Origin of the sequence: Nostoc sp. UHCC 0252 (assembly GCF_034931145.1) — a bacterium.
Lineage (GTDB): Bacteria > Cyanobacteriota > Cyanobacteriia > Cyanobacteriales > Nostocaceae > Nostoc.
Map to the genome: position 1 here is coordinate 1 of NZ_JAYGHE010000021.1, position 26196 is coordinate 26196.

At 39.5% G+C, this 26196-nt stretch carries 20 protein-coding genes; all 20 read left to right on the plus strand.

Features of this window, described 5'->3' with window-relative positions:
• Window positions 1-607 (plus strand): NAD-dependent epimerase/dehydratase family protein (locus VB732_RS14465; protein WP_323231558.1); only part of this gene is annotated, 607 nt, incomplete at its 5' end.
• Window positions 600-1802, plus strand: a complete 1203-nt coding sequence (locus tag VB732_RS14470) for a DegT/DnrJ/EryC1/StrS family aminotransferase (protein ID WP_323231559.1) — start codon at window positions 600-602, stop codon at window positions 1800-1802. The genes VB732_RS14465 and VB732_RS14470, both read left to right, overlap by 8 nt.
• Window positions 1803-2021: 219 nt before the next feature.
• Complete coding sequence (locus tag VB732_RS14475) at window positions 2022-5054, plus strand: N,N-dimethylformamidase beta subunit family domain-containing protein (RefSeq protein ID WP_323231560.1); 3033 nt, start codon at window positions 2022-2024, stop codon at window positions 5052-5054.
• Window positions 5055-5077: 23 nt separating this feature from the next.
• The gene (locus VB732_RS14480; protein WP_323231561.1) at window positions 5078-6061 is read left to right on the plus strand and encodes a hypothetical protein; all 984 of its coding nucleotides are present in this window, start codon (window positions 5078-5080) and stop codon (window positions 6059-6061) included.
• A 157-nt stretch (window positions 6062-6218) separates the two neighbouring features.
• The gene (locus tag VB732_RS14485; RefSeq protein ID WP_323231562.1) at window positions 6219-7886 is read left to right on the plus strand and encodes a glycosyltransferase; all 1668 of its coding nucleotides are present in this window, start codon (window positions 6219-6221) and stop codon (window positions 7884-7886) included.
• Between the two features lie 97 nt (window positions 7887-7983).
• Window positions 7984-8883 (plus strand): glycosyltransferase, encoded by a 900-nt coding sequence (locus VB732_RS14490; protein ID WP_323231563.1) that lies wholly within the window; start codon window positions 7984-7986, stop codon window positions 8881-8883.
• Window positions 8884-9008: 125 nt separating this feature from the next.
• A complete protein-coding gene (locus VB732_RS14495; protein WP_323231564.1) occupies window positions 9009-10670 on the plus strand; it encodes a glycosyltransferase family 4 protein in 1662 nt (553 codons plus the stop codon).
• Window positions 10671-10750: 80 nt separating this feature from the next.
• Window positions 10751-11971 (plus strand): glycosyltransferase family 4 protein, encoded by a 1221-nt coding sequence (locus VB732_RS14500; protein ID WP_323231565.1) that lies wholly within the window; start codon window positions 10751-10753, stop codon window positions 11969-11971.
• Between the two features lie 126 nt (window positions 11972-12097).
• Complete coding sequence (locus tag VB732_RS14505) at window positions 12098-13147, plus strand: NAD-dependent epimerase/dehydratase family protein (protein WP_323231566.1); 1050 nt, start codon at window positions 12098-12100, stop codon at window positions 13145-13147.
• Window positions 13148-13205: 58 nt separating this feature from the next.
• The gene (locus tag VB732_RS14510; protein WP_323231567.1) at window positions 13206-14222 is read left to right on the plus strand and encodes a glycosyltransferase; all 1017 of its coding nucleotides are present in this window, start codon (window positions 13206-13208) and stop codon (window positions 14220-14222) included.
• 47 nt (window positions 14223-14269) lie between these two features.
• Window positions 14270-15043 carry a hypothetical protein gene (locus VB732_RS14515; RefSeq protein ID WP_323231568.1) on the plus strand — a complete coding sequence of 258 codons (774 nt, stop codon included), beginning with the start codon at window positions 14270-14272 and terminating at the stop codon, window positions 15041-15043.
• A gap of 60 nt (window positions 15044-15103) precedes the next feature.
• A complete protein-coding gene (locus tag VB732_RS14520; protein ID WP_323231569.1) occupies window positions 15104-16294 on the plus strand; it encodes a glycosyltransferase family 4 protein in 1191 nt (396 codons plus the stop codon).
• Complete coding sequence (locus tag VB732_RS14525; protein WP_323231570.1) at window positions 16295-17359, plus strand: CgeB family protein; 1065 nt, start codon at window positions 16295-16297, stop codon at window positions 17357-17359.
• 4 nt (window positions 17360-17363) lie between these two features.
• On the plus strand, window positions 17364-18506 hold the full coding sequence (locus VB732_RS14530) for a glycosyltransferase family 4 protein (protein ID WP_323231571.1): 1143 nt from the start codon (window positions 17364-17366) through the stop codon (window positions 18504-18506).
• Between the two features lie 196 nt (window positions 18507-18702).
• Window positions 18703-19890, plus strand: a complete 1188-nt coding sequence (locus VB732_RS14535) for a glycosyltransferase (protein ID WP_323231572.1) — start codon at window positions 18703-18705, stop codon at window positions 19888-19890.
• A gap of 12 nt (window positions 19891-19902) precedes the next feature.
• Complete coding sequence (locus VB732_RS14540) at window positions 19903-21363, plus strand: hypothetical protein (protein WP_323231573.1); 1461 nt, start codon at window positions 19903-19905, stop codon at window positions 21361-21363.
• 167 nt (window positions 21364-21530) lie between these two features.
• Window positions 21531-22694, plus strand: a complete 1164-nt coding sequence (locus VB732_RS14545; RefSeq protein ID WP_323231574.1) for a glycosyltransferase — start codon at window positions 21531-21533, stop codon at window positions 22692-22694.
• Window positions 22695-22730: 36 nt separating this feature from the next.
• Window positions 22731-23708: a phytanoyl-CoA dioxygenase family protein gene (locus VB732_RS14550; RefSeq protein WP_323231575.1), complete on the plus strand. Its 978-nt coding sequence runs from the start codon at window positions 22731-22733 to the stop codon at window positions 23706-23708.
• Window positions 23708-24853, plus strand: a complete 1146-nt coding sequence (locus tag VB732_RS14555) for a glycosyltransferase family 1 protein (RefSeq protein WP_323231576.1) — start codon at window positions 23708-23710, stop codon at window positions 24851-24853. The genes VB732_RS14550 and VB732_RS14555 overlap by 1 nt, the downstream gene beginning before the upstream one ends.
• A gap of 72 nt (window positions 24854-24925) precedes the next feature.
• Entirely contained in the window at window positions 24926-26107 is a 1182-nt protein-coding gene (locus VB732_RS14560) for a glycosyltransferase (protein WP_323231577.1), read from the plus strand.
• Window positions 26108-26196 lie beyond the last annotated feature (89 nt).

The following is a 26196-nucleotide window of genomic DNA, read 5'->3' on the forward strand; positions in this document are numbered from 1 at the left end:
TGCTTCTATATATGGTATGGCTGAGGAATTTCCAACAACAGAATCTCATCACCCCTACAATAACCGCACCATCTACGGTGCCGCCAAGGTCTTTAATGAAGGCTTATTACGTAGTTTTTATGATATGTATGGGCTAGATTATGTAGGTTTGCGCTACTTCAACGTCTACGGGCCGCGTATGGATATTTACGGGGTATACACTGAGGTGTTGATTCGTTGGATGGAGCGTATCGTCGCAGGTCAACCACCATTAATCTTTGGCGACGGCAAGCAGACAATGGACTTTGTGTATATCGAAGACATTGCTAGAGCAAATATCTTAGCTGCCAAAGCAGATGTCACTGATGAAGTATTTAATATTGCCAGTGCTGTAGAAAGTAGTTTGAACGACCTAGCTTATAGTTTGGCAAAAGTCATGGGGTCAGATTTGCAGCCGGAATACGGAGCAGAACGTAAAGTCAACCCTGTGCAGCGCCGCTTGGCAGATGTGAACAAAGCTAAGAATTTACTGGGTTTTGAAGCGCAGGTATCGCTGGAAGAAGGATTGAAGCGGTTGGTGAGTTGGTGGCGTGAACAAAAGCTAACAAAGGAAGCAAGCAATGTCTGAAAAAATACAAACTATTCCAATTGCTAAACCCTGGATGGGTGAAGCTGAGGCAGAAGCTGCAAAGCGTCCGATTTTAGCTGGATGGGTGACACAAGGGCCTGAAGTTGCAGCATTTGAACAAGAGTTTGCTGCTTATGTAGGCGCAAAGTATGCTTGTGCTGTTTCAAATTGCACTACGGCACTGCATTTAGCATTGTTAGCTGTTGGTGTACAGCCTGGGGATGAAGTAATTACTGTCAGCCATTCTTATATTGCCACTGCCAACAGTATTCGCTACTGCGGTGCAATACCAGTGTTTGTGGATATTGAACCACAAACATACAACATCAACCCGATGTTAATCGAAGATGTGATTAGCGATCGCACTCGTGCCATTCTGATTGTCCACCAAATCGGGATGCCTTGCGACCTCAAAGCCATTTTAGAAATTGCCCGCCGTTACAATTTACCAGTTATTGAAGATGCAGCTTGTGCGATCGGCAGTGAAATTCTCTGGGATGGACAGTGGGAGAAAATTGGTAAGCCGCATGGGGACATTGCCTGTTTTTCCTTCCATCCCCGCAAAGTAATTACCACTGGTGACGGTGGGATGCTCACCACAAATAATCCTGAATGGGATAAACAGTTTCGCCTCTGGCGGCAACATGGAATGAGCGTCCCCGATACTGTACGCCACGGTGCAAAGCAGGTAATATTTGAGTCATATCCCATGCTGGGTTACAACTACCGGATGACCGACATCCAAGCAGCAGTGGGGCGAGAACAACTCAAACGGCTTCCAGAGATTGTGGAACGTCGGCGTTATTTGGCACAACAATATCAAGAAAAACTAGCAGATGTGCCGGGATTAAAGTTACCGACCGAGCCAAATGGGGCAAAGAGTAACTGGCAGAGTTTTTGTGTCCGGCTAACAGAGAAATATGACCAGCTACAAGTCATGCAGAAAATGTTAGATGCTGGCATTGCCACGCGGCGCGGGATTATGTGCGCTCACCGTGAAAGTGCTTATCAAACTGAAGCTTGGTCATGTGGAGTTGAGCCAAAAGCTTGTGATTGTAAATTTGGAAAGTGCGATCGCCTTTCTGAGAGTGAGCAAGCACAAGATCGTACTGTCCTACTACCCCTGTTTCATCAAATGACTCAACAGGAACAGGATTATGTGGTAAAAGTTTTAAAAATGGCTTGTCAAGTTTAAGGAAAAAAATTCCTTTGGTGGAAATTGCCTCCAGAGGTGTCTCTACTGGAGGCGACAAACTTATACCAATTTGAATAATTTTTGCGACACATTAATTCTTCCTGGAGAACATTATTGTGCCCCTATCCATCTATGACATTCTTTTTTCAAATTGGTATGAGAACCTATCGTGGCAACGTTTTAGTCATCCGTAGTAATTAAACTTCATAGGAAATAGCTATGACTCTCCTTTTTACCAATCAAGTGCCAAGTGTTCCAAATAACACTGATAATGTTCCCTACGAATTAGGGATGAAATTCCGCAGCAATACAGGCGGACAAATTAACGCCATTCGCTTCTGGAAAGCCGCTAGCGAAACAGGGACACATATTGGCAAAATATGGAATGCAACGGGAACGCTCTTGGCAAGCGTCACTTTTGCTAACGAGACAGCTTCTGGCTGGCAGAATCAGGCTTTAACCACACCACTGAACATTCAAGCTAATACGACTTATGTGGTTTCCGTCAATGTAAATTCCTATTATGCCTTCACTAATGATGAACTGGGTAGTTCCATAGTCAATGGCAATCTTAGCTCAGTGGCGGACGGCAACAATGGGGTGTTTAATGGAACTCCTGGAAGCTTCCCAACTAATTCCTACCGGAATACTAACTATTATCGTGACATCGACTTTGTAGTTGTTTCCCTGCCGACCATTACAAAAACCAGCGGCGACAATCAGACTGGTGCAGCCGGAGCAACGCTGTCCAACCCCTTGGTTGTTCAGGTAAAAGACGGTGCTGGAAATCCTCAGTCAGGGGTGACGGTGAACTTTGCCGTTACCAGTGGTGGGGGTTCAGTCTCGTCCACAAGTGCAGTAACGAATGCCAATGGTGAGGCTAGCACCATATTAACTTTGGGATCTATTGTTGGCTCAACCCTGCCTGTAACGAATAGTGTAAGCGCCACCGCAGCCGGAGTCGGTAGTGTTACCTTTTCAGCTACTGCTAGTCCTTCAGGAAACACCCAAAATATCCTGACGACACAAGTACCAAGCACTCCAAATCTTACTGATAACGTTCCCTATGAATTAGGGATGAAATTCCGCAGTGCAAAAGGGGGGCAGATTTCCGCAATTCGCTTCTGGAAAGCCTCTAGCGAGACAGGAACTCATGTTGGCAAAATATGGGCGGCATCGGGAACGCTCTTGGCAAGCGTCACTTTTGCTAATGAGACGGCTTCTGGCTGGCAGGAGCAGGTTCTAGAAACGCCAATCAGCATTCAAGCTAATACGACTTATGTGGTTTCTGTCAACGCAAATGCCTATTACGCCATCACTTATGAGCAACTGGCCAGTTCCATAGTCAATGGCGATCTTAGCTCAGTCGCAGACGGCAACAATGGGGTGTATAATACGAACCCGAATTCTTTCCCAACCAGTTCTTACCGGAATAGTAACTACTATCGTGACATTACCTTTGTCTTTGGCAGTAACTTAATTAAAGTCAGTGGAGACAATCAAAATGGTGAAACGGGCACAGTTCTGCCCGACCCCCTAGTCGTGCAAGTTGTAAACTCTCAAAATACTCCTCAGTCAGGGGTAACGGTAAACTTTGCCGTTACCAGTGGCGGGGGATCAGTCTCGCCCGCTAGTGCAGTCACAAATGCTAGTGGTCAAGCAAGTACGATCTTGACATTAGGATCGGTACCTACTGGGCCTGGAGGGGTGGTAGTAAGAGCGACAGCAGTAGGCATCGGCAGTATAGACTTCTTGGCTTCAGCAACTATACCTCTGGAAGACCAAAATCCCATCTATAAAGAAAACCTAAATCCTGGCACGACTAACTGGAAGCTTGACAACCGGGGTAATGGTGAAATTGCTGGCTATGCCTCGGCGACTAGTGTCAATAAAGGGGAATCTCTGGACATTAAGGTTTCTCTTGGACAAGCCGGACAATATACCATCGATGTGTACCGCTTGGGTTACTACGGTGGTACGGGAGGAAGACTGATGGCAAGCAGTGGACCACTCAATGGCACGACTCAATCTGGCGGTACTCTCGACCCTAATACCAGACTATTCGAATGTAATTGGACAACTTCCTACGTCTTGCAGGTAAACAATAACTGGACTAGTGGTATGTACGTCGCCAAGCTGACTGACCAAGCAAGCAGCAAAGTAGCGCATGTGTGGTTTGTCGTCCGCGATGATAGCAGCACTGCTGATATTTCGTTCCAAAGCGCCGTTTCTTGTGTCCTTGCTTATAACACGACAGGGGGTTACAGCCTGTACAGCTTTAACAGCGTTGGTGGCCAGAGAGCTTACAAAGTTTCCTATGACCGGCCCTTCTCTCAGGCAACTTCACAACAGTCTTACGAGTTCGATACACCTCTGCGATGGGAATACAATATGGTGCGCTGGCTAGAATCTCAAAGTTACGATGTTACATACACCGACAACATGCGAGTTCACACCAACGCACAAAGTTTGCTCAATCACAAAGTATTCCTATCTGTAGGTCACGATGAGTACTGGTCTAAAGAAATGCGCGATAATGTCGAGGCTGCCCGCAATGCCGGCATTAGTTTGGGATTTTTCTCTGCCAATACTTGCTATTGGCGAGTGAGGTTTGAAAATTCTACTCTCGCTGCTGGGTCGGTGAAGCCCAACCGGGTGATGGCTTGCTACAAACAAGATTGGGCATTGGATTCAGTCGTCCAGCAACAGGGAGCATCAGCAGCCACTAATAAATTTCGCAGCGTCCAAAACCAGCGACCAGAAAACGCTTTGTTAGGAATAATGTATGGTAGCGACACCTCAAATCTTTACGGTGGTTTTAATTATGTTGTTACCAACAGCAGTGATCCTTATTATGCAAATACGGGACTCCAGGATGGAGATCAGATAAATTTGCTAGTGGGCTATGAATGGGATTTTATTGTTAATAATGGTTCGACTCCTCCTGGTCTAGTCACTTTGTCTGAGTCGACAGTCACACCAGCTGCTTTATTACCAACCTTCGACGAACCATCTGGAGAACAAACTCTCCCTTCAAACCAGGATTTTACAAAAGCCCACTCAACACGCTACACCGCCAGTAGTGGGGCTAAAGTCTTTGCCTGTGGTACGAATCAGTGGTCATGGGGGCTAGACAGTGATGATGTTAGCCCAGCTCGAGAAGATATTCGCGTCAAGCAAACAACCGTCAATATTTTAGCAGATATGGGAGCCAAACCCTTGGCACCAGATGCAAACCTCATTGTTCCTTAAAAAATGCCACAAGGAGTACAAGAATGACACAACTACAACGCCGCCAATTTGGAAAGTTGTTAGCTGCCAGTTTGACTTCCACTATTGTTGCCGAAATATCTAGTAAAGCGCTTGCTCAGAATAGCAAGAATAGCGACCCGGATATTTTTGGAGTAAACGTCGTTCCGAGAGAATCCAATGCTCAAAATCGGGAAAACCAAACTCCACCAGTGGAACTGAAGACTGCCAAACTAAAGAACAAAGAAGTTCTTTCTAACGTCAAAACGCCATCTCTATCTGTTGACAACCCATCGACTGTACCTAAAAAATCTCAAGCCATATTTTCTGCTGAATCTGACCGGATTACGAAAGCGATAGTGGATGGAGATCAAAATATTGTAGTATCTACAGTCTCTAGCGGTAAAGATGGTAATCAAAACTATCTCCTTATTGCTACGGGAAGTCCTAAGAACCCTAAATTCAGAAGTAAAAAAATACTAGGACTTGAGAACCCCAATCAGACTGTTGAAAGTTTACTAAGGGTTCCTGGTACCAAGAATCAACTTTTGTGCTTGGTAGCAAATCGGGGTATCCCACCTTTTTACTTCGCAATAATCAATTCCCAAACAGGTAGAATTTCTTCTAAAGATGAACTCGATCTACCCGAATTAAACTTGAACCATCGCTACGCTAATTTATGCAAAGATTCGAAAGGGAATATTTTTGCCACTGAGACTGCCTCAGAAATTGGCACCAGGTTAATAAGTTTTAACCTTAAGGAAAAAGCTAGTCTTACCGGCAAAGTTAAAATCAATAGACTGACTCCACTAAAACTTGAAGACGGCTCTACTACTGCCAATGATGTTGATGACTTGGCCATTTCTCCTTCGGATGAGTTGTATGCACTTTATACTGACAATAGTGCAAAAGATAAAGCCCTGAAATCACTGTTGAAGGTGGAAGTAAAAACTGGCAAGATGGAAGTAATAAATAAGCTTCCATTCCAGAAGTTTGGCTTCTCTGTCTAGTACTATAAAAGACGCGATCGCATGAATCCAAACCATCGTGCGATCGCTTTGTCAATTGCTTTTTCTTGTTAAAGGGATGAAACGATTTCACTGAAAATCAACCGCCAACAAAGTGGGAAGCATACGGAATCGCAGAAACCGAACATAAGGATATTCTATGGAAATTAAGACTAATGAAGCACTCAGCCTGATACCTGAAAAAAGCAACCATCTGATTCAACAAAACTTCCAAGTGTTCCGCAGCCTCATTACTCAAGCAAAAAACTTAGCAGAACAAGGCAAGCATGCTGAAGCTGTCGTATATGCACAAATGGCTGCTTTGTATGGGTTTTGGCGGCATAGTGGTCTTTTTGTTAGTCCTGAGCTAGAGAATATCCTTCACACCATTGGGCTAAAAACTATACCAGCAAAAATTTATCCCAGGCATAACAAATTGCCAGGGAAACCAAGAAATGTGATGCATGTAGCTAGTGCAGTACAAAGTATTGGTGGGCTGGGTAGAATGATTTGGCGCTGGATTGAACAAGATACCGAGAGTTCTCATTCCCTTGTTTTGACCCAGCAGGCATCAAGCTATGTACCCTCTATTATTAGAGATGCAGTGTACAACAGTGGCGGCAAAATATACTCACTGAACGAAAGCACAATTGGTGGTATTTTCTCTTGGGCAAAACGACTGCGTAAAATTGCGGCATCAGCAGATTTTGTCGTGTTACATATATGGCCTGATGATGCGATTCCACTCCTTGCCTTTGCCAATAAAGAACAATCTCCACCAGTTCTATTTTTGGATCACGCCGACCACGGCTTTTGGTTGGGAGCCAGTATCAGCGATATGGTAATTAATCTCCGTTGCTCTGGGATGCACTTGTCACAAGAACGTAGAGGTATTGAGTCTGAGCGTGTTGCACTACTGCCAATTATTTTATCTCCCACTCAGAGGACACTTTCTCGAACCGAAGCGAAGCGAAAGCTTAATATTGACGAAAATAGTGTTCTACTATTCTCCGTTGCTAGGGCACCAAAATATAAGACTATTGACGGAGTAAACTTTGCTGATGCACATATTCCATTATTAAAAAAATACGACAATGCGGTTTTAGTAGTAATTGGCCCAGGTGATAGCGAGGATTGGTCAGCAGCAGTCGAGCGGACAGAAGGAAGAATCAAAATATTTCCAGAGCGGGAAGATACAGCAGTATTTTACCAAGCAGCTGATATCTACGTGGACTCATTTCCGATCATTTCCATCACATCACTGTTGGAAGCCGGAAGCTATGGTGTACCTTTAGTAACTCGCTATCCCTACTCTGACGCTTGCGGCATACTTGGTTCTGATGCACCTGGTATCGATGCCAATATGATTCGTGCGAACAATCTTGAGGAGTACACAACAATCCTGTCTCGTTTGGTCGAGGATAAGGCATATAGACTTTCTCTAGGAGAGGCTACAAGAAAGCAAATTTGTGATGAGCATCTGGGAAGCAACTGGCAGAGTTCTTTGGAAGAAATCTACGCCAGAGCTACAAGTTTACCTCGCTTAACTGCAAAGTTAGATCAAAAGGATGAAATGTTTCTTGGTGAGCCGGATGTTTTCTTGGCACGTATATTTTGGCATGCCTGTGGTCACGACAAAATCGATCCGGAAAATCTCAAGAAATGGAACATGATGCCATTTGCTGAACGGTTCCGCTTTTGGACTAAATTAATCAAAATGAATGGCTTCGGTAAAATTGGTTGGATTGATGTATTAATGCCCCAATGGTTATACTGGAACTTCCGAAAATATGTAATTGAGTCCGTAAAAAAAGTTTATAAAGCTTAAGTTCTAAGTATATTGGAACTAATCAAATAGTATCTAGGTAATCAGACAAATAGCTTCAATTTGAATCAATTTTGATAATTTGTAATTAATCTTAATCATGAGACTTTTAGAAAGAATTCAATATAAAATTTTTCAAGCGCTCAATCCATTGCTTTTTTCATCATTTTATATTAAAAATTTTGATTCAACTTATGAAAATAATAGTGATAGAAGTATATCTGTAGCTATTCCTCATTATGAAAGAGGAAAAAAAATTCACGTTACCTTAAAAAACATTTTAAAAGATAAAAGAATTAAAGAAATAGTTATTTTGGATGATGGTTCTAGTCAAGAGGAATTTCAAAGTTTAGTAGATAATCTCTCACGGTTTAGTGAAAAAATAAAGCTTTTTAGACGAGAAGAAAATATAGGAATCTTGAGAACTAAAATCCAGGTTGTAAGTTTATGCACCAATGAATGGGTAATTTTATTGGATAGTGACAATAGTATCTTTAGTCAATATATTAATGCCATATTCAAATTGCCAAATTGGAATGAAAATACAATATATTGCCCTAGTTTTGCCTACCCAAATTTTGATTTTAGAGCTTTAAGTGGAGAAATAATAGATTTTCAGAAGTTTTCTAATCTCAATGTTCAGAGGTTTGGAGCATTTATGAATGACGGTAATTATTTTTTTAACAAAATAAATTTCTTAAATGCTCTTTTACCATACAGAGACTTTAAAGTTTTAGCAGCAGATGTGATTTTTGCTAACTACGTTTGGCTTTCTCAAGATAATAAACTAGAAGTTTTGCATAATGCTCCTTATTTTCACAGAGTTCATCCAGGAAGCGTATGGCTGAATACAATGAATGGAAATATCAAGCACGCTGAGTTAGTTGGAGACTTGTTAAGTAAAGGGATTAAAGCTGATAAGGATTACTTGAGTAAAATATTCGAGGTTTTGCCTAATGCATGGGTTGAACCAATCCCTATTCCTCTGCACTCTGCGTAAATAGTCATTAAAAATTTTCGTTAAATTTTGATTATTTAGATTAATTATTATAGCTTTTAATACGTCTCTCTTCTGTGACTCTAGGGAGAGGAAAATAACCATTCCACTTTGGATACCAAATCATAATGGAGACAATCAATAATGATCCTCTCAGCCTTTGGGGAGAAGAAACTAGCTGCTATATTCAACAACACTTCAAGGTCTTTCGCAACTTAGTAACTCAGGCAGAAGACTTTGCACAGCAGGGTAAATATGACGCAGCAGCAGTGTATGCAGATGTGGCAGCCTCTTATGCATTTAGGCGTCATTGCGGTCTTTTTGTTAGCCAAGAACTTGAGCAAGTTCTCCTAACAATTGGACAAAAAGCTATACCAAAAAGCCATTATCCCAGTAAAAACTCCTTATTGCGCGATCAACCCAGAAAAATACTGCATGTTGCTACTGGGGTCAAGGGCATCGGTGGACTTAGTAGAATGATTTGGCGCTGGATTCAGCAAGATACTGAGAGTTCGCACTCCCTTGTGTTGACACGGCAGCCACTTCTTGATGTGCCCAGCATCCTTAGAGACGCAGTGCTGAATAGTCACGGTAATTTGTATACGTTGAGTGAGATATTCGGATTTGTCTCGGCAGCAAAACGACTACGCCAAATTGCCGCATCAGCAGATATAGTAGTGCTGCATATATCCCCGGATGATGCGATTCCCATCATTGCCTTTGCCAATAAAGAACAATCTCCGCCAATTCTATTTTTGGATCACGCCGACCACGGCTTTTGGTTGGGAGCAAGTATCAGTGATGTTGTGATTAATCTCCGCTCTGCTGGAATGCGCCTATCACAAGAACGCAGAGGCATTGAGGCTGAACGGATCGCACTACTACCGATTATTTTACCTTCCACCCAGAGAACCCTTTCTCGTGCGGAGGCGAAACGAAAGCTTGGTTTTGACGAAAATAACCTGCTATTGCTTTCCATCGCTAGAGCGCCTAAGTACAAGACAATTGACGGAATTAACTTTGGGGATGCACACGTTCCATTTTTGGAAAAATACGACAACGCTATTTTAGTAGTCATTGGCCCAGGTAATAGCGAAGATTGGTCAGCAGCAGTTGAGAGAGTAAAGGGAAGAATTAAAATTTTCCCCGAACGGCAAGATACTGAAGTTTTTTACCAAGCTGCTGATATCTATGTTGATTCTTTCCCATATACTTCTATCACGTCATTATTGGAAGCGGGAAGCTATGGTGTGCCTTTGGTAAGTCGTTATCCCTACTCTGATGTATCTGCCGTCTATGGTGCAGATGCACCTGGTCTAGATGACAATTTAATTAGAACGCCTAATCTTGAAGAATATACAGCGATTCTATCTCGTTTAGCCGAAGATGAAGAATTTCGACTCAGTTTAGGAAAAGCGACTCAAAGCAAAATTGCCCAAACCCATACAAGTACTAACTGGGAAAAATATCTAGAAAAATTATACTTGCGTGCAGCTACTATACCTCCAGTAAATGCAACATTAACACCAAGTAAAATGTTAATTACTGAGTTAGATGTATTACTAACGCGCTTGTTTTTCCTTACCTTTAGTGAACAAGAGGTGCAGCTAGAGGAGATGATTAAAGCCCGTGCTAGTAGTATGCCTTTGATCCAAAAATGGCATATCTGGAGAAACCTGGGGAAAAACCATCGTTTAACTTGGAAGGAGCGTACCACTTTTTTCTTACCTAGTTCGCTCTATAAATTTTTAGAAAAAAGCGCTCGTTTTTGTCTTAAATTGACCAAATAAATCAGCATTACAGCACTTTTTGGTAGATAGATTTACGGTAATATGAATTAATTTTTAACTCTTAAAATGAGTTTTACTCTATGTATGTACTACATTTTAATCAATCAGATATTGTCGGTGGTGCTGCGATCGCAGGCTACCGACTACACCAAGGTTTGCTAGCTCAGGGTATTGATTCACGATTGCTAGTGGGAACAGTCACAACCAGCAGCGATCGCGTAGCCGCTACCCCAAATACACACCGGATCGCAAAGCAACTAAATCGCTATAGTTGGCGTTTTGGTTTAAACTATGTCAACATCCTCAGTACCTTTGATATTCCTAAGCATCAATTTTACAAAGAAGCAGATATACTAAACTTTCACAATATTCATAACGGATACTTTAATTATCTGGCGATTCCATCATTAACTAAAGAGAAACCAGCTATTTTTACCCTCCATGATATGTGGGGTTTTACAGGGCATTGTATTTATAGTTATGAATGCGATCGCTGGAAATTTGGTTGTGGTAAATGCCCTTACCCGGATACTTACCCAGTTATTGGTATAGATAATACCCATTTAGAGTGGAAACTGAAAAACTGGGCTTATAGCCGCTCAAATCTAACTATTGTGACACCTAGTAAATGTTTGACTGAGCAAGCGAAGCAGAGTATGCTGAACCGCTTCCCAATTCACCACATTCCTCATGGTATTGATACCGAAGCCTATCAGCCCCTAGACCGCGAAGAATGTAAATCTCTTCTAGGGATACCGAGTGTTAAAAAAGTTCTGATTTTCGGGGCTGAATATATCAATGATTATCGTAAAGGTGGTGATTTACTCCTCAAAGCTTTGCAAATGTTACCGGAATCTCTCAAAGCAGAAATTGTACTACTAACTTTCGGTAAGCATAGTGAAAGCTTAAGTAAGGCTGTAGGGCTATCAAACATCCATCTAGGTTATCTCAGCAGCGATCGCCTCAAATCGATTGCCTATTCTGCCGCCGATCTGTTCATTTTTCCCACCCGTGCTGACATTTTTGGCCTAGTAGCTCAAGAAGCAGCAGCTTGTGGTACACCGACAGTTTCCTTTAAAGTTGGTGGCGTTCCTGACATAGTGCGTCCAGGTATAACTGGTTACTTGGCTCAACCAGAAGATGCCCAAGATTTTTGTAATGGCATTGTACAGCTATTAGAAGACGAAAATTTACGTCAAAGCATGGGTAAAAACTGCCGGGCGATCGCTCTGAAGGAATACCCACTAGAATTACAGGCACAGCGATACATAGAGTTATATCGTCAAGTGTTGCAAAACTAGAAGAAGATTGCTCACTATTGTAAACTTACTTTAGCTAAATCAGATTGGCTATTTTCAGCTTGCAATAGCCAGAGTTTGCCCTTTAAACATCAAAAACACCTATAGATAAGAATTAAATAAAAAACAATGAATAAATTACTTGTTACAGGTTCTTCTGGTCTCATTGGTTCAGAAGTTGTTAACTACTTCTGCAAAGAAGGGTGGGAGGTCTATGGTATTGATAACAATCAACGAGCCGACTTCTTTGGTGCTGCTGGTGATACCCGTTGGAACCAAAAACGTCTGTTAGAAAACCATGAAAACTTTCAGCATGTTGAACTTGATATTCGCGATCGCTTAGGGATTCTCAATTGTCTAGAATCCCTAAAACCTGACATGGTAGTTCACACTGCTGCTCAACCCAGCCACGACTTAGCAGCATCTCGACCATTCGATGATTTTGATGTTAATGCTGTTGGTACTCTCAACCTTCTAGAAGCAGTTCGCCAACACGTTCCTGAAACAGTGTTCATTCACATGAGTACTAACAAAGTTTATGGCGATCGCCCCAATACTATCCCTTTAAAGGAGTTAGATACTCGCTGGGACTATAGCGATCCAGCCTACTACAATGGTATTACTGAAGACTTCTCCATCGATCAAAGTAAACATAGCCTCTTTGGAGCTTCTAAAGTAGCGGCTGATGTTTTAGTACAGGAGTATGGACGCTACTTCGGCATAAAAACCTGTTGTTTGCGTGGTGGCTGTTTAACAGGGCCAAATCATAGTGGTGTTGAGTTACATGGATTTTTGAGTTATTTAATTAAGTGCAATTTGGAAGGTAAACTTTACCGCGTTTACGGATACAAGGGTAAGCAGGTCAGAGATAATATCCATTCCCTGGATGTAGCTAGGTTCATTCATGCCTTTTGGGGAAATCCCCGTTGCGCTGAAGTGTATAATTTAGGTGGCGGTAGGCAGAATAGTTGCTCAATTTTAGAGGCTTTTGAGCGAATTGCTACCCTTAGCGGCAAGAAGATGCAGTATGAATATGTTGATAAAAACCGCGAGGGAGATCACATCTGCTACATCAGCGACTTGAGCAAAATGCAGTCTCAATATCCAGAGTGGAGCCTCACCAAATCATTAGATAATATCTTTGAGGAAATCTACCAAAGTTGGCAACACAGATTGTAGTGAAATATGGTTGAACTACTTTCTATTTTCGCTCTAATTTGATGCCTGACTAATAAGGATGATGAACTTAAAGCATATTGTACTTACTGATCCTGATCTCAACGGTTTTGAATATGGAATGCTTCGAGATTTTGAGGAGGAAATAATTCGCGTTACGAGTGGACATCCTGTAGTAATGCCAAAGCGAAAATTACCAACTTTTATTGAGAGTCGTATAGGACATGGCACTCGATATGGTAACTTGCGAAAATTTATTCCCAAAGTTGAGTATGACCTGAAAGCAGATGTTCTTTGGGTCATACTCATGGGGCCAGAAAATTTCCCTCTCGATTTATTCAAAAATTGGGATCGGCATGTTGGAGTTAAAATCCTTTACATCTTTGATACTTTCGAGGGACAACTACCTTCAATTCGTCGGATTTTAGACTCAACAAAATGGGATCTTGCCATCACTTCCTTTCATGGAGCGCTTCCCTTTTTGGAGGAACAAACACAACACAAATGGTATGCCATCCCTCAAGGAGTGAAGCTTGATAGATTTAAACCAGTTGCTAAGGAAGAAAAATTAATTAGTTTTTCTGCTTATGGTCGCCGACTACAAAATGTTCATAACAGTATCAAAGAATATTGTTTGCAAACTAATAAGTATTACGAATACACCACTACAACTGGTCTCCAACCGCAACTAGACCCCTGCGAAAATTACAGACAATATGCATGGCATCTGGCTCACAGTTTTTTTACCTTCTCTTGGCCTGTAGAGTTAACTAATCCAAAACGGGTTTTGACATTTAGTCCAATAACTTGTAGATGGTTTGAAGCTGCTGCTAGCGGCACAGTGATACTTGGACAAGCTCCTAAAGATCCTGAATTTGAAAAGATATTTGGTTCTGATTTAGTAATTCCAATAGATTACACAAATACTCCAGAAAATTTGCGATTGATTTGGGAAGAACTCTGGGAAAATCGATCCTCTTATCTTCAAGCTGTTGTCACGAGGAGAGAAAAATTAGGATATAAATGGAGTTGGGAAAATAGAGTCAAGGAAATTTTGCAGCTACTAAACTTAAGTTAATATTCAGAATTAATAATTTTGTTGGCAAAATAAAATATTTAATAACCATGACAGATAAAGTAGAAGTACATAACAAAATGATTTTGATTATCTTGACTTATCACGGGTATGAAAAATACTGCAATGATTTTGTTGAATATCTCAAATATACCTGGCCTAATCATCCAGAAATTTGGTTTTTAACAGATGGTAAAAGTATCAATTATCCTAATGTTATTTCGATTGATACAGACCAATGGTTGATTGTTTTGCATGAAGGGTTAAAACAAATAAAAAAAATATATCCTCAGCTAGATTATGCCTACCTAGTTTTAGAAGATTTGATTCCTCTGGTTAAAATATCTAATTCCCATCTTGCTAAGGTTGAAAAGATAGTCACCCAACATCAACTTGATTGTGTGAGTTTTGTTGTGTACGACCATAAATATTTAGGCAATGATCTGGTAGACATTGATGGAATTAATTTTTATCGACTACCTAGTGATTTCCCATTTTATAGTCAATTACAACCAGCTATTTGGAATGTTGAATATTTACTAAATATTTGTCAATATGCCTATGAACATAATACTTTAGATCCTTGGTCTTTTGAAAAAATATCCCTTGGTAAACAACATTATGTTTCTGAATATCTATGGCCTAGTGTCATGCATGGATTCTTACATGATAAGCATCCGGTTTGGGAATCTATTTGGAAAATTAAAACCCCTGAAGGTGCAAGTTTTAGAAATAGTTTAATTAGAGAATATATGTCTTGGGGATTTAATCGCACATTAGAAAAGATTACTGAAAATAAGCTCTTAAAATTCTTACCAAGATAAATTTTTTGTAGTTAAAGTTTAATATTTAATTACATGAAAACCTCTTAATTTTTTTAAAAAATGCTACGTTTAGCTTACTTTGTCTCTCATCCCATTCAGTATCAAGCTCCTTTGTTGCGGCTCATAGCCGCAGATCCAGAAATTGATCTAAAAGTGTTTTTCTACAGTGATTTTTCCTTGAAGGCTTACCAAGATGCGGGATTTGGGCGATTAATCGAATGGGATGTACCATTAACAGAGGGTTACGATTATCATTTTTTAGACTGCTTGGGTAGTAAAAAACAACAAAGTATCTTACAACAATCTTTTGCTAAAGATATTTATAAACAGTTGAAGCAAGGACAATTCGATGCAGTTTGGGTACATGGCTGGTCTTGGCTTTGTAGCATCCAAGCAGTGCTGGCAGCTAACCAGTTGGGTATTCCAGTATTGATTCGGGGAGAGTCTAACAATATAAGTGAATTAACTAATCCACTGAAAAAAATTGCAAAAAAAGTTTTTTTAAGCTGGCTTTTTAAGAAGATAACTGCTTTTCTCTACATTGGGACTTTTAATCGTCAGTTTTACAAGAGTTATGGAGTTGAGGATAAACAGCTATTTTGCCTACCCTATGCTGTAGATAATGACTATTTCCAGAAGCAAGCAATGCTAGCTAGTAGCAAACGTGAGGAACTGCGGCGATCGCTTAATCTAGATCCTGGTAGACCAATTATTCTTTATGCTGCCAAGCTAATTGATGTCAAGCGTCCCCAGGATTTACTCGCGGCTTATCGATTGCTCTCATCTGATGGTATCCAAGAGCCAGACCCCTACCTGTTGTTTGTGGGAGATGGAGTTTTGCGCCCAACTCTAGAAGCCCAAGCCAAGGAAACAAACTGGGAGTCAATTCGCTTTTTGGGTTTTCGCAATCAGTCGCAAATGCCTGCTGTTTATGATTTATGCGATGTATTTGTTTTACCATCTGATTTTGAGCCTTGGGGATTGGCAATCAATGAAGTGATGAATGCAGGAAAAGCAGTAGTTGTGAGCGATCGCGTGGGCTGTGTGCCTGACTTGGTGAAAGATGGACAAAATGGACGAACTTTTCCTGTAGGAGATGTGGCGGCTTTGGCAGAGTCAATTCGCTGGGCGATCGCAAACCCTACTTCTGTGGGAGATTGCAGTTTGAAAATTATTCAGCAGTGGAGTTATCAGGAAGACGTACAAGGACTCAAACAAGCCTTAAATTACTTGCAGGTGAAAGTAGCTTAAATGAAAAAAGTATTGATTGTAGGAGAAAACCTGGAAATAGGGCGTACTGAGGAAGTTTACAGTCGAGGATTTTCGTCCCTGGGCTGTGAGGTACAACTTTTCACATGGAAAGAAGCGACATCCAGTTTATCTCCTGGTACATTGTGGGGTAGAGTTGCCTGGCGATTGGCATGGCAATTACTAGGAAACTTAGCAAATAATAAATTACTAGAGAAGGCAAATCAATTTCAACCTGATTTGACTTTAGTGATTTCACCTCGTTTAGTTCATCCTGACAGCATTTTAGCTTTGCAGCAATATGGGTTAGTTTTTGTCTTCTATACAGATAATCCGGTAGATGCCCACCATACTCACACTAATTCCTGGGTACAAGGGGGATTTCCCTTATGGGATGCAGCTTTCATTTGGAGCCAAGAACTTGTTAAGCGTCTCAAGGACAATGGTGTTAAAAAAGCTTTCTTTCACCCCTTTTGTAGCGATGTAGAATATCATTTCCCCCAACGCCAGATTAACCCAGTATATGATGTGGCGTTTATCGGTAACTGGGATGCTAGCCGGAAACGAGAGCAGTATTTGAAGGCGATCGCTAATTATCGGTTAGGACTTTGGGGGTCAAATTACTGGAATACTCATTGTCAAGAATCATCCTTAAAAGATTTGTGTCAAGGAATGTGCAGTTATCAAGAAATTCCTCAAGTTTTAGGCTCTGCTAAAATGGGTCTTAATATTCTGCGTCCGCAGAATGAAGAAGGACATAATATTAGAACTTATGAGATTCCTATTACAAAAACACTGATGCTCAGTGAGCGGAGTCATGAATTAGTAAATTTATTTCTAGAAGATAAAGAAGCAGTTTATTTTTCCAACCCTGAAGAATTAAAACAGAAAGTTGAGTATCTTATAAACAATCCGGTTTTGATTGAACTGATTGCTGAAGCAGGTTATCAGAAAGCTTTAGAAAATACTATTACTGATAGAGTTACAGAAATGGCGACTCTTTATCAACAACTAAAATCCGATCGAGACAGAGACTTGCAGATCGCGCATAGTCATGAGGCAGAGTAAAATAATGAAAGTCACTGTTTCCGTTTGTGGACGCTTTCATGCATTTAACTTAGCCCAACAATTACAAAAAAAAGGTAATTTGCATCAATTAATCTCGACTTATCCGACCTTTGCAATTACTAAATTTGGAATTGATCGCAAGTTTATTCATTCAATATGGCATTTGGAAGTCTTATCTCGTACTTGGTATCGATTACCAAGTCGGCTAAGGGGCGATCGCAACTTACACCTATGGTTTTTAGAGGAATTTGATCGCTCAGTAACAAAATGTTTATCACCAGGATTTGACTTATTTGTTGGTTGGTCAGGCTCTAACTTCTGGTCGCTGCATCGGGCTAAAGAACTGGGCGCAAGAACAGTAATTGAGCGCGGTAGTAGCCACATGCGTTATCAAACAAAAATTCTTGAAGAAGAATATGAAAGATGGGGCTTAAAATTTACTGAAACTCATCCTGGAATATACGATAGAGAAATAAAATCTTATGATGATGCTGACCGAATTGTTATTCCGAGCTTATTTGCTAAACGTACTTTTTTAGAACAAGGTATCCCAGAAAGCAAACTAATTCATGTTCCTTATGGAACTTCTTTAGAAGAGTTTTACCCAGTTTCTAAAGAAGATAATATTTTCCGAATTATCCATTGTGGTAGCCTCTCACTGCGTAAAGGTGTGCAATATTTATTGCAAGCTTTTCATGAATTAAATCTACCAAATGCCGAACTATGGCTTGTCGGATCAATCACACCAGAAATAGAGCCTTTCTTAAAGAAATACCACAATCAGCAGATTATTCTCAAAGGGACACACCCTCAAAATCAACTGCGTTGGTTCTATTCTCAATGTTCAGTATTTTGTTTAGCTTCCATTGAAGATGGTTTTGGTATGGTGATTCCGCAAGCAATGGCTTGTGGATTACCTATAATTCATACCACTAATACAGGTGGTGAGGATATTGTACGAGATGGAATTGATGGTTTTTGTGTACCAATTCGAGATGTAGAGGCTCTTAAGGAAAAAATCCTTTTTCTCTATGAAAATTCAGAAAAGCGATATGAAATGGGAATAAATGCTTTGGAACAAGCACGTAAGTCTCTATCTTGGGATGAATATGGTGACAAGATAGCTAATGCTTATTTACAAGTGTAGCTATTCTATACTAGCGAAATACGCCACAGCTTTATTGAAGAAACATTCCGTATTTAAACTAAATCTATGCAAGCGCCAGATTGACTGATTCATAATAATATTAAATCAGCCTTTGAGCATCCCTACTAAATTAAAACGGCAAACAAAATTTTAAAATTTATTAAAAATCTAAACTAACTCTGTCTTAGATATAGCAATGGGTAAAAAAATCATTGGAATACTTATATACGCCAATCCAGACCACTATCCTCCTACAATTAACGCTATTCACTTATTAGCAGAATATTTTGATGTAGTGTTGATTGGCCGTAATCAAAATCTTCCTTTTTGGGAATATCCAGCTAATGTCATAGTACATCGTTTAGGCAAATATACATCAGTGAGAGAACGAGAACAACAATCGGCTGTAAATAAGATTAGGGAATATATTAATTTTGTGTCACAAGCCAGACTTCTTCTCAAAGATGTATCTCTTATATATGCCTATGATGCTTTTGGGTATGTAGCTGCTTATCTTTCCCATTTGATGCAAGCTCGGTCAATTATACTGATTTACCATAACCATGACCTAAATGGACAGTTATTTCCTCTGTCTTCTCTATCAGGATGGGTTCAGAAAGCAGAAAGAAAGTGGGTGCATAAAGCTAATCTTGTTGTCTTTCCCTCTCAGGAACGAGCTTTTTTATTCAAAAAGCTGACAAATTTCAATGGGAAAATAATAATAGTACCCAATTTCCCTAGAAAAACATATTTCAAAGAAAATCCCAATTTCAAAAATATCATATCGGAACGTTTACAAAAACTTACAATATTACTACAAGGAGCTATCTCTATAAAAAATTCTTTGCTGGAATTAATTGATTCACTCACTTATTTAGATAACTCCATAGAACTTAAACTTATTGGGCCTCTTCAGGAAGAAGAAAAACATTTAATGAAAGATTTAGCTATTCGCAATGAAGTAGCTGATCGTGTTAAGTATTTTCTGCCAGTTCCCTACAATGAACTTCCTTCGCATACTTGGGGCGCTTCTATCGGTGTATGTTTATACAAGAAAACAGATATTAACCATCAAACGATGGGAACAGCATCAAATAAAATTTATGAGTATGCTGCTTGCGGATTACCTGTGATTGTCAGCGACCAGCCTGACTATCGAGAAAATCTTGGGGGCGAAATTTGGGTTCGTTTTGCCAATCCTGATAATCCTGAATCTATTGCGTCTGCTGTTAAAGATATATTAAATAACTTAGATAAATACGAAGAAATGTGTTTAGCGGCTCGGCAAGCTTTTGAAGAGAAGTATAATTATGAGTCGGCCTTTTCCTCTTTGCTTACTCAAATTAAAGATTTAGTTAATTGTAGCTTGCTAGCAAAGAACTAGTTAAATAAACCAATGCATAATTATTATACTGAACATACAGAAAACCATTATGCAATCGCTATTATTCGAGCCAGAAAAAAGCAGGAGAATTATTTAAAAAGAATCTGTTTATTGCTTATATTTGGTTTAGTTGTAGGTAGTTTTTATCTATGGGAACACCGTCCAGAATCACTCTCAAGTGATAAAGCAATTCTGGCAATGAATATACTCTGGCTCGGTTTTCTCCCAAGTATACAATATCTATTAGATCGTAACCGACCGCCGATGCCATTTCTCCCGCTAATGGGGATTTTTTACGTCAGTAGCTTTGCTTTACCTATGTTTTCTAGTGAGAAGTTAGGTACTGGTAGTTGGTCTATAACCTATGTTACTGTTCAGTCTTTGCAACTCACACTGATAGGGTTGCTTGGGATGATTATTGCTTTTTATGCATCGAAATTTTCTTTTCTAAAAAAAGTTTCTCATCTTAAATTACCTGCTTATTCACTAAGTAAACTTATCAGTCCACTCAGCCTAATAGTAGTATTTCATATTATTTTTTCTTACTTTATCAAAGTTCCATCTGTAGGCCAGTTCTCTTCTGCAATTGGGAATATAGGTTATGGGATGTTTTATATTATCTGGTCACGTGGTCAAAAAATATCACCACAAACTAAACTTATTATAGGTTCATGTTTTCTATTTGACTTGCTCCAACGTTTTGTTGGAGGTTCATTAGCTAATATTGGATTTCTAGGTACGTTCATGGGTATAGTTATTTTTTATGAACACAAACGAATACCGATTTTTTTGATTAGCACTTTATTATTATTTTTTCTAACTTTCAATGTAGTAAAAGGTGAGTATCGTCAGTTAACTTGGTTCGGCGGGCCATACTCTAATGCAAGTCCGATAGAAAAGGCTCAATTGTTTATAGATATTGCTGTAAAAAACTACTCTAATCCTGAAGGTGAATCAGGAAAACAAGAGTCTTCGACTGCTTCTGCTATATCTAGAACAGCACATATTATACTCTTTTCAAAAGTAATTGCAGATACTCCTAAATTAATTCCTTATTGGAATGGCGAAAGCTACTTTGGCTTTGTTACAAAGTTTATTCCTCGTATTCTATGGCCTGATAAACCTTCAGAAGATATCGGGAATGTATTTGGTAGACGTTATAGATATGTAGGAAGAAAAGATTATGCTACTACGATTAATCTTCCCTTAATGGTAGAAATGTATGCTAATTTTGGGGCTTCAGGTGTGCAGATAGGGATGGTACTTTTAGGATTATTATTTGCATTTTTGGAGCAAAAACTTAATTCTCCTAAAATGGGAAGCCTAGAAGTCGTCATAGGAATTGGAATGTTGTATCCTTTTACTTCTCATGAGTGGAATTTTTCCCTCATGTTTGGAAATGTACTTACGGTAACATTATGTATCTACTTAATGTTTAAATTTATATTGCGTCAGCAACAGACTAAACATTAGTGAGTATATCAGTTAGATAAATAAGTCGTTGGAAATAAAGCAAATTATGTTAACAAACGTAAATAGAGTTAAAACCCTTACGAATGAGGAATGACAGCCCTAGTCAGTTAACTTTAATTGTGCCCGCTTACTGAGATATAATACAGACTAGAGCCTAAAGCTTTTTTATGGAAAAACACAAATATCAGAAATATAAAAAAATCTCCTTATGGTTTCCAGAGATTTTTGAATTTAAGGGTGGAATTCAAGTTTATTCAGCATTTTTACTTGAGGCATTACAAAACTTGTATCCCAAGGTTAATTATAATATTTTTCTCAAACAAGATACTCGCTGCTCACCAAAATCTTTTTTTAAAGCTAATACCCAATTTTACTTTGCAGGAACTTGGTCATTACCTTTACGGACAATTGTTTTTGCTGCTCAAATTTTAGGATATGGAATACAGCAAAATCCTAACTTAATTATAACCTCTCATCTCAACTTTAGCGTTGCTGCGTACCTGTTGAAACGATTAATGGGCATTCCTTACTGGGTTGTAGCTCATGGGATTGAGGTCTGGAATCTTCAGAATCCAACTCTACAAAATGCTTTGCACCATGCCGATCGCATTTTAGCTGTTAGTCATCATACACGCGATCGCCTTCTCAAAGAACAAAACCTTGATCCAGACAAAGTTGTAGTTCTACCCAATACCTTTGATGCAGATGATTTTCAGATTGCACCCAAGCCTGATAGCCTCTTGAAACGATATGGTTTGACACCTGAACAACCGATTATCCTTACCGTTGCTCGCCTTTCCCAATTGGAGCAATATAAAGGCTACGACAAAATTCTGGCTGCTTTACCCCAAATTCGTCAGGCTATTCCTAATGTTCATTACGTTTTGGTTGGTAAGGGAGACGATCAACCCCGAATTGAGGAGCTAATTTCTAAATATCAACTTCAAGATTGCGTAACCTTAACTGGCTACGTTTCTGATGAAGAACTTAGCTCTCATTACCATCTGTGCGATCTATTTGCAATGCCAAGTAAAGCAGAAGGATTTGGCATTGTTTACCTAGAGGCTCTTGCCTGCGGGAAACCCACCCTTGGAGGTAATCAAGATGGGGCACAGGATGCCCTCTGTCAGGGAGAATTAGGCGCACTTGTTGATCCTGACGATCTAGAAGCGATCGCCCAAACTATAATTCAAATCCTACAAGGCACTTATTCTCATCCTCTAATCTATCAACCAGAGGCATTAAGAGCAAAAGTAATTGAACAATTTGGTTTTGAAAAGTTTCAAAAAACTCTTGGGAATTACTTAGAGCAAAATTTCACATTTATTTAAGTTTTTGAATATCAAAAAAAAGATAGTTAATCAACCATGTTTAATCCAGACTTTGTGAATTTCAGTACTAGCGAAATAGTTAATGACCTCAAAACCAAGGGATATTTTGCTTTTGAACAAGCAATAACTCCTCAGTATGTTGAAGAACTCCTTCAAGAAATTAACTTTAATCAAATATTGCTGAATAATAATGATGTTGGTGTAGTTACTGCTCAAGACATCAAATTTTTTACCCATTGTCTAGCTGGCTCTAAAAAAACATACGATGTCATTACCTCTAGACAAGTTTTGGATGTATGCAAAGAATATTTTACCGATGATTATAAATTAACTAATCATCGAGTTTATCAAACCTCTCAAAATTCTCACATGCCTTGGCATACAGATAATAATCGCCAAATTGGTAAGCAATTATCTGAAAAGCACAATATGCCAGGTCTATTATTTTTGTTTTATTTATCTGATGTTGAAAAGAATGCCTTTCAATATATAAAAGACTCTCATAAGTGGTCTCGCAAATATAGCCACGAAATTTACCTTAGTGATAGCTACATCGACAATACATATAGCAAAGATATACTAACATTTCCCATGCGAAAGGGAAGTCTGATCTTATGTGATATCCACGGAATACATAGAGCCGAACCTTTTCAGGATAAAACCTATAACAGAACTACCTTACTTTTTCAAGTCGATCAGGTTGGTAGTGAAAATGTCGGGCATGGTGAAAAAAATATCGTGAATACTGAGTACCTCGATAATCTGACTCCAGAGGTGATGGATTACCTCGGATTTGGTTTTAAGAGAGACTACCCGGCTTTTCCTAACACATCAGTTGCTACTATGAAACTTCCAGATATTTTGGAGCTACAGAAGCAGTTGTTACCCAAGACGTTAGAGGCTCTTAATAAAAACATACTAAAATCTATATTACCTGCTGAAACGGTAATTAATGCCAAGCGACTCCTCTGGTTTTTGAAATCAAAATCCTCTAAACAAAAGAATAGTAATTAATGAAAATTTTGTTGATAGGTAATTATCAACTAGATGCAATCCAAAGTATGGATATATTTGCTTCTATGTTAGAAAATTACTTAACCCAACTTGGGCATCAAGTCCGAATAATTCGCCCAAATCCTTGGTTTGGCAAAATGATTTCATCGCCAAATTCGCTCAGAAAATGGTTAGGTTATATTGATAAATTTGTGTTTTTTCCAGCACAATTGCGTCAAGCATTATCTTGGGCAGATATAGTTCACATTTGCGATCAAGGCAATGCAGTTTACGTAAAATATTTGGGAAATACACCCCATGTCATTACTTGTCATGACTTATTTCCAATTCGTTCTGGTTTGGGGGAATTTCCTGAATATCAGACTGGATGGACTGGTAAACAATTCCAGCAAATGGTGATGAGGGGACTCAACCGAGCGCATAAAGTTGCTTGTGTTTCAGAACAGACTAAAAGTGATGTTTTACGTCTTTGCTCTCTGTCTAAGAGTGCTGTATCTGTGATTCCTATGGGTTTAAACTATCCTTATACCCCCATGACAGCCATAGAATCCCAACCACGTTTAAAAGCTTTGGGAATTCCTCAAAATTGTCAATTTATTCTGCATGTAGGGGCAAATCACTGGTATAAAAACCGATTAGGAGTTCTATCAATCTTCTATCAGCTAATTTTGCAACTTCAAAAACCAGAATTTTACTTAGTTATGGTGGGTAAACCCATGACTGATGAAATGCGTCAGTTTATCAAAATGCATAATATGACGCAAAAAGTCATAGAGTTAATAGAAATTGATAACGAAAACCTTAGAGCCATCTATTCTGTTGCTACAGCTTTACTTTTCCCTTCCCTCTATGAAGGCTTTGGTTGGCCAATTATAGAAGCTCAAGCTTGTGGTTGCCCTGTATTTACATCCAACCGTTCCCCGATGAATGAGGTAGGAGGAGAAGCAGCTATATACATAGAACCTGATCAGCCGAAAGAAACAGCAGAAGAGATAATTCGGAATCTACCCACGCTAAAACAGATGAAGTCAAAAGGATTTATAAATTCTCAAAAATTTTCAGCAGAGAAAATGATTTCCGGGTATATTAAACTTTATCACCAAGCCATTAATGAAAAACATGATAATAAAGTAAAAACAATTTAATTTTATAGTTCTTAATTTTTTCTAAACAGCTTAAATGGTGCATCTTGCTAGACTGTGCTGCGGATATCCGCTATGAAAGTTCTCCATGTGATTCCCTCTGTTCCCCAGGTACGGGGCGGGCCAAGCCTTGTTGTTCTGGATATGGTTAAGGCATTACGAGCTAACAATGTTGATGTTGAGATTGCCACTACTAACGATAACGGCGATTACTTACTTGATGTTCCTTTAAAAAAACTCATTGAATATAAGCAAGTTCCAATTTGGTTTTTCTCTCGCTTTTCACCGCCGATCAAACTTGTCAGAGAATACGCCTTTTCTTGGCAGTTAACAGCATGGCTCTGGAATAATATTTCCCGGTACGACATTTTACATATTCATGCCATTTTCTCTTATGCTTCGACGATGGCAATGGCGATCGCTCGTCTGCAAAATATTCCCTATGTTGTTATCCCACATGGCTTGTTATCCAAATGGTCTTTGCAGCAAAGCACCTGCAAAAAGCAAATTTACATGAGGCTAATCGAGCAAGCTAACCTCAACCACTCTCAAGCGATCCACCTTACCTCCCAATTAGAAAAGCAAGAAGTTGCTCAATTGGGACTTAGCGCCCCCAGTTTTGTATTACCACACGGACTTTCTCACCCTCCCCAGATTCTTGATGCTCGTTCTCTACTTCGGCAACATCTCAACCTGCCAGAGGATGAACCAATAATTTTATTTTTATCCCGTTTGCATCCTAAAAAAGGGCTAGACTATCTTATCCCCGCATTAGGCAAACTCACTCATCACCGTTTCACTTTTGTCATAGCAGGTAGTGGTTCGCAAGAGTATGAAGCAGAAATTGAGTCAGCCCTGGTTTCACATGGCATTCGCGATCGCACCTATCTGGCGGGATTTATTGCTGGAGAGACAAAAAACCTCTTTATCCAAGGTTCTGATCTATTTGCCCTGACATCCCACGCCGAAAACTTCGGTTTAGCAGTTCTAGAAGCTTTAGCTATGGGTGTTCCCGTCCTTGTTACCCCTGGTGTGGCTTTGGCTTCTGTAGTTCAAGAACATCAACTGGGTTACGTTCCAGAATTGGATGTGTTGGCGATCGCCAAAGCTATTGAAGAATATCTCACTCATCCCCAAGCAGCTAAAGATATGGGCGATCGCGCTCGTCAAATGATTAGAGAGAAATATACTTGGGACAAAGTAGCAGTCGAAATGGTTGAGATTTATCAATATATTATTTTTAATCATAATTATTGAAAATAGTAAAATCAATTTCATGAAAATTTACTACAGCAATTTAGCTAATTAGGAAAATCAAGCAAGATTGTTGTTGCAAAATTCTTAAT

Excerpts from the sequence above, each read along its gene's own strand:
- VB732_RS14470 (WP_323231559.1), top strand. The coding sequence starts at position 600 with ATGTCTGAAAAAATACAAACTATTCCAATTGCTAAACCCTGGATGGGT.
- VB732_RS14475 (WP_323231560.1), top strand. The coding sequence starts at position 2,022 with ATGACTCTCCTTTTTACCAATCAAGTGCCAAGTGTTCCAAATAACACT.
- VB732_RS14480 (WP_323231561.1), top strand. The coding sequence starts at position 5,078 with ATGACACAACTACAACGCCGCCAATTTGGAAAGTTGTTAGCTGCCAGT.
- VB732_RS14485 (WP_323231562.1), top strand. The coding sequence starts at position 6,219 with ATGGAAATTAAGACTAATGAAGCACTCAGCCTGATACCTGAAAAAAGC.
- VB732_RS14490 (WP_323231563.1), top strand. The coding sequence starts at position 7,984 with ATGAGACTTTTAGAAAGAATTCAATATAAAATTTTTCAAGCGCTCAAT.
- VB732_RS14495 (WP_323231564.1), top strand. The coding sequence starts at position 9,009 with ATGGAGACAATCAATAATGATCCTCTCAGCCTTTGGGGAGAAGAAACT.
- VB732_RS14500 (WP_323231565.1), top strand. The coding sequence starts at position 10,751 with ATGTATGTACTACATTTTAATCAATCAGATATTGTCGGTGGTGCTGCG.
- VB732_RS14505 (WP_323231566.1), top strand. The coding sequence starts at position 12,098 with ATGAATAAATTACTTGTTACAGGTTCTTCTGGTCTCATTGGTTCAGAA.
- VB732_RS14510 (WP_323231567.1), top strand. The coding sequence starts at position 13,206 with ATGATGAACTTAAAGCATATTGTACTTACTGATCCTGATCTCAACGGT.
- VB732_RS14515 (WP_323231568.1), top strand. The coding sequence starts at position 14,270 with ATGACAGATAAAGTAGAAGTACATAACAAAATGATTTTGATTATCTTG.
- VB732_RS14520 (WP_323231569.1), top strand. The coding sequence starts at position 15,104 with ATGCTACGTTTAGCTTACTTTGTCTCTCATCCCATTCAGTATCAAGCT.
- VB732_RS14525 (WP_323231570.1), top strand. The coding sequence starts at position 16,295 with ATGAAAAAAGTATTGATTGTAGGAGAAAACCTGGAAATAGGGCGTACT.
- VB732_RS14530 (WP_323231571.1), top strand. The coding sequence starts at position 17,364 with ATGAAAGTCACTGTTTCCGTTTGTGGACGCTTTCATGCATTTAACTTA.
- VB732_RS14535 (WP_323231572.1), top strand. The coding sequence starts at position 18,703 with ATGGGTAAAAAAATCATTGGAATACTTATATACGCCAATCCAGACCAC.
- VB732_RS14540 (WP_323231573.1), top strand. The coding sequence starts at position 19,903 with ATGCATAATTATTATACTGAACATACAGAAAACCATTATGCAATCGCT.
- VB732_RS14545 (WP_323231574.1), top strand. The coding sequence starts at position 21,531 with ATGGAAAAACACAAATATCAGAAATATAAAAAAATCTCCTTATGGTTT.
- VB732_RS14550 (WP_323231575.1), top strand. The coding sequence starts at position 22,731 with ATGTTTAATCCAGACTTTGTGAATTTCAGTACTAGCGAAATAGTTAAT.
- VB732_RS14555 (WP_323231576.1), top strand. The coding sequence starts at position 23,708 with ATGAAAATTTTGTTGATAGGTAATTATCAACTAGATGCAATCCAAAGT.
- VB732_RS14560 (WP_323231577.1), top strand. The coding sequence starts at position 24,926 with ATGAAAGTTCTCCATGTGATTCCCTCTGTTCCCCAGGTACGGGGCGGG.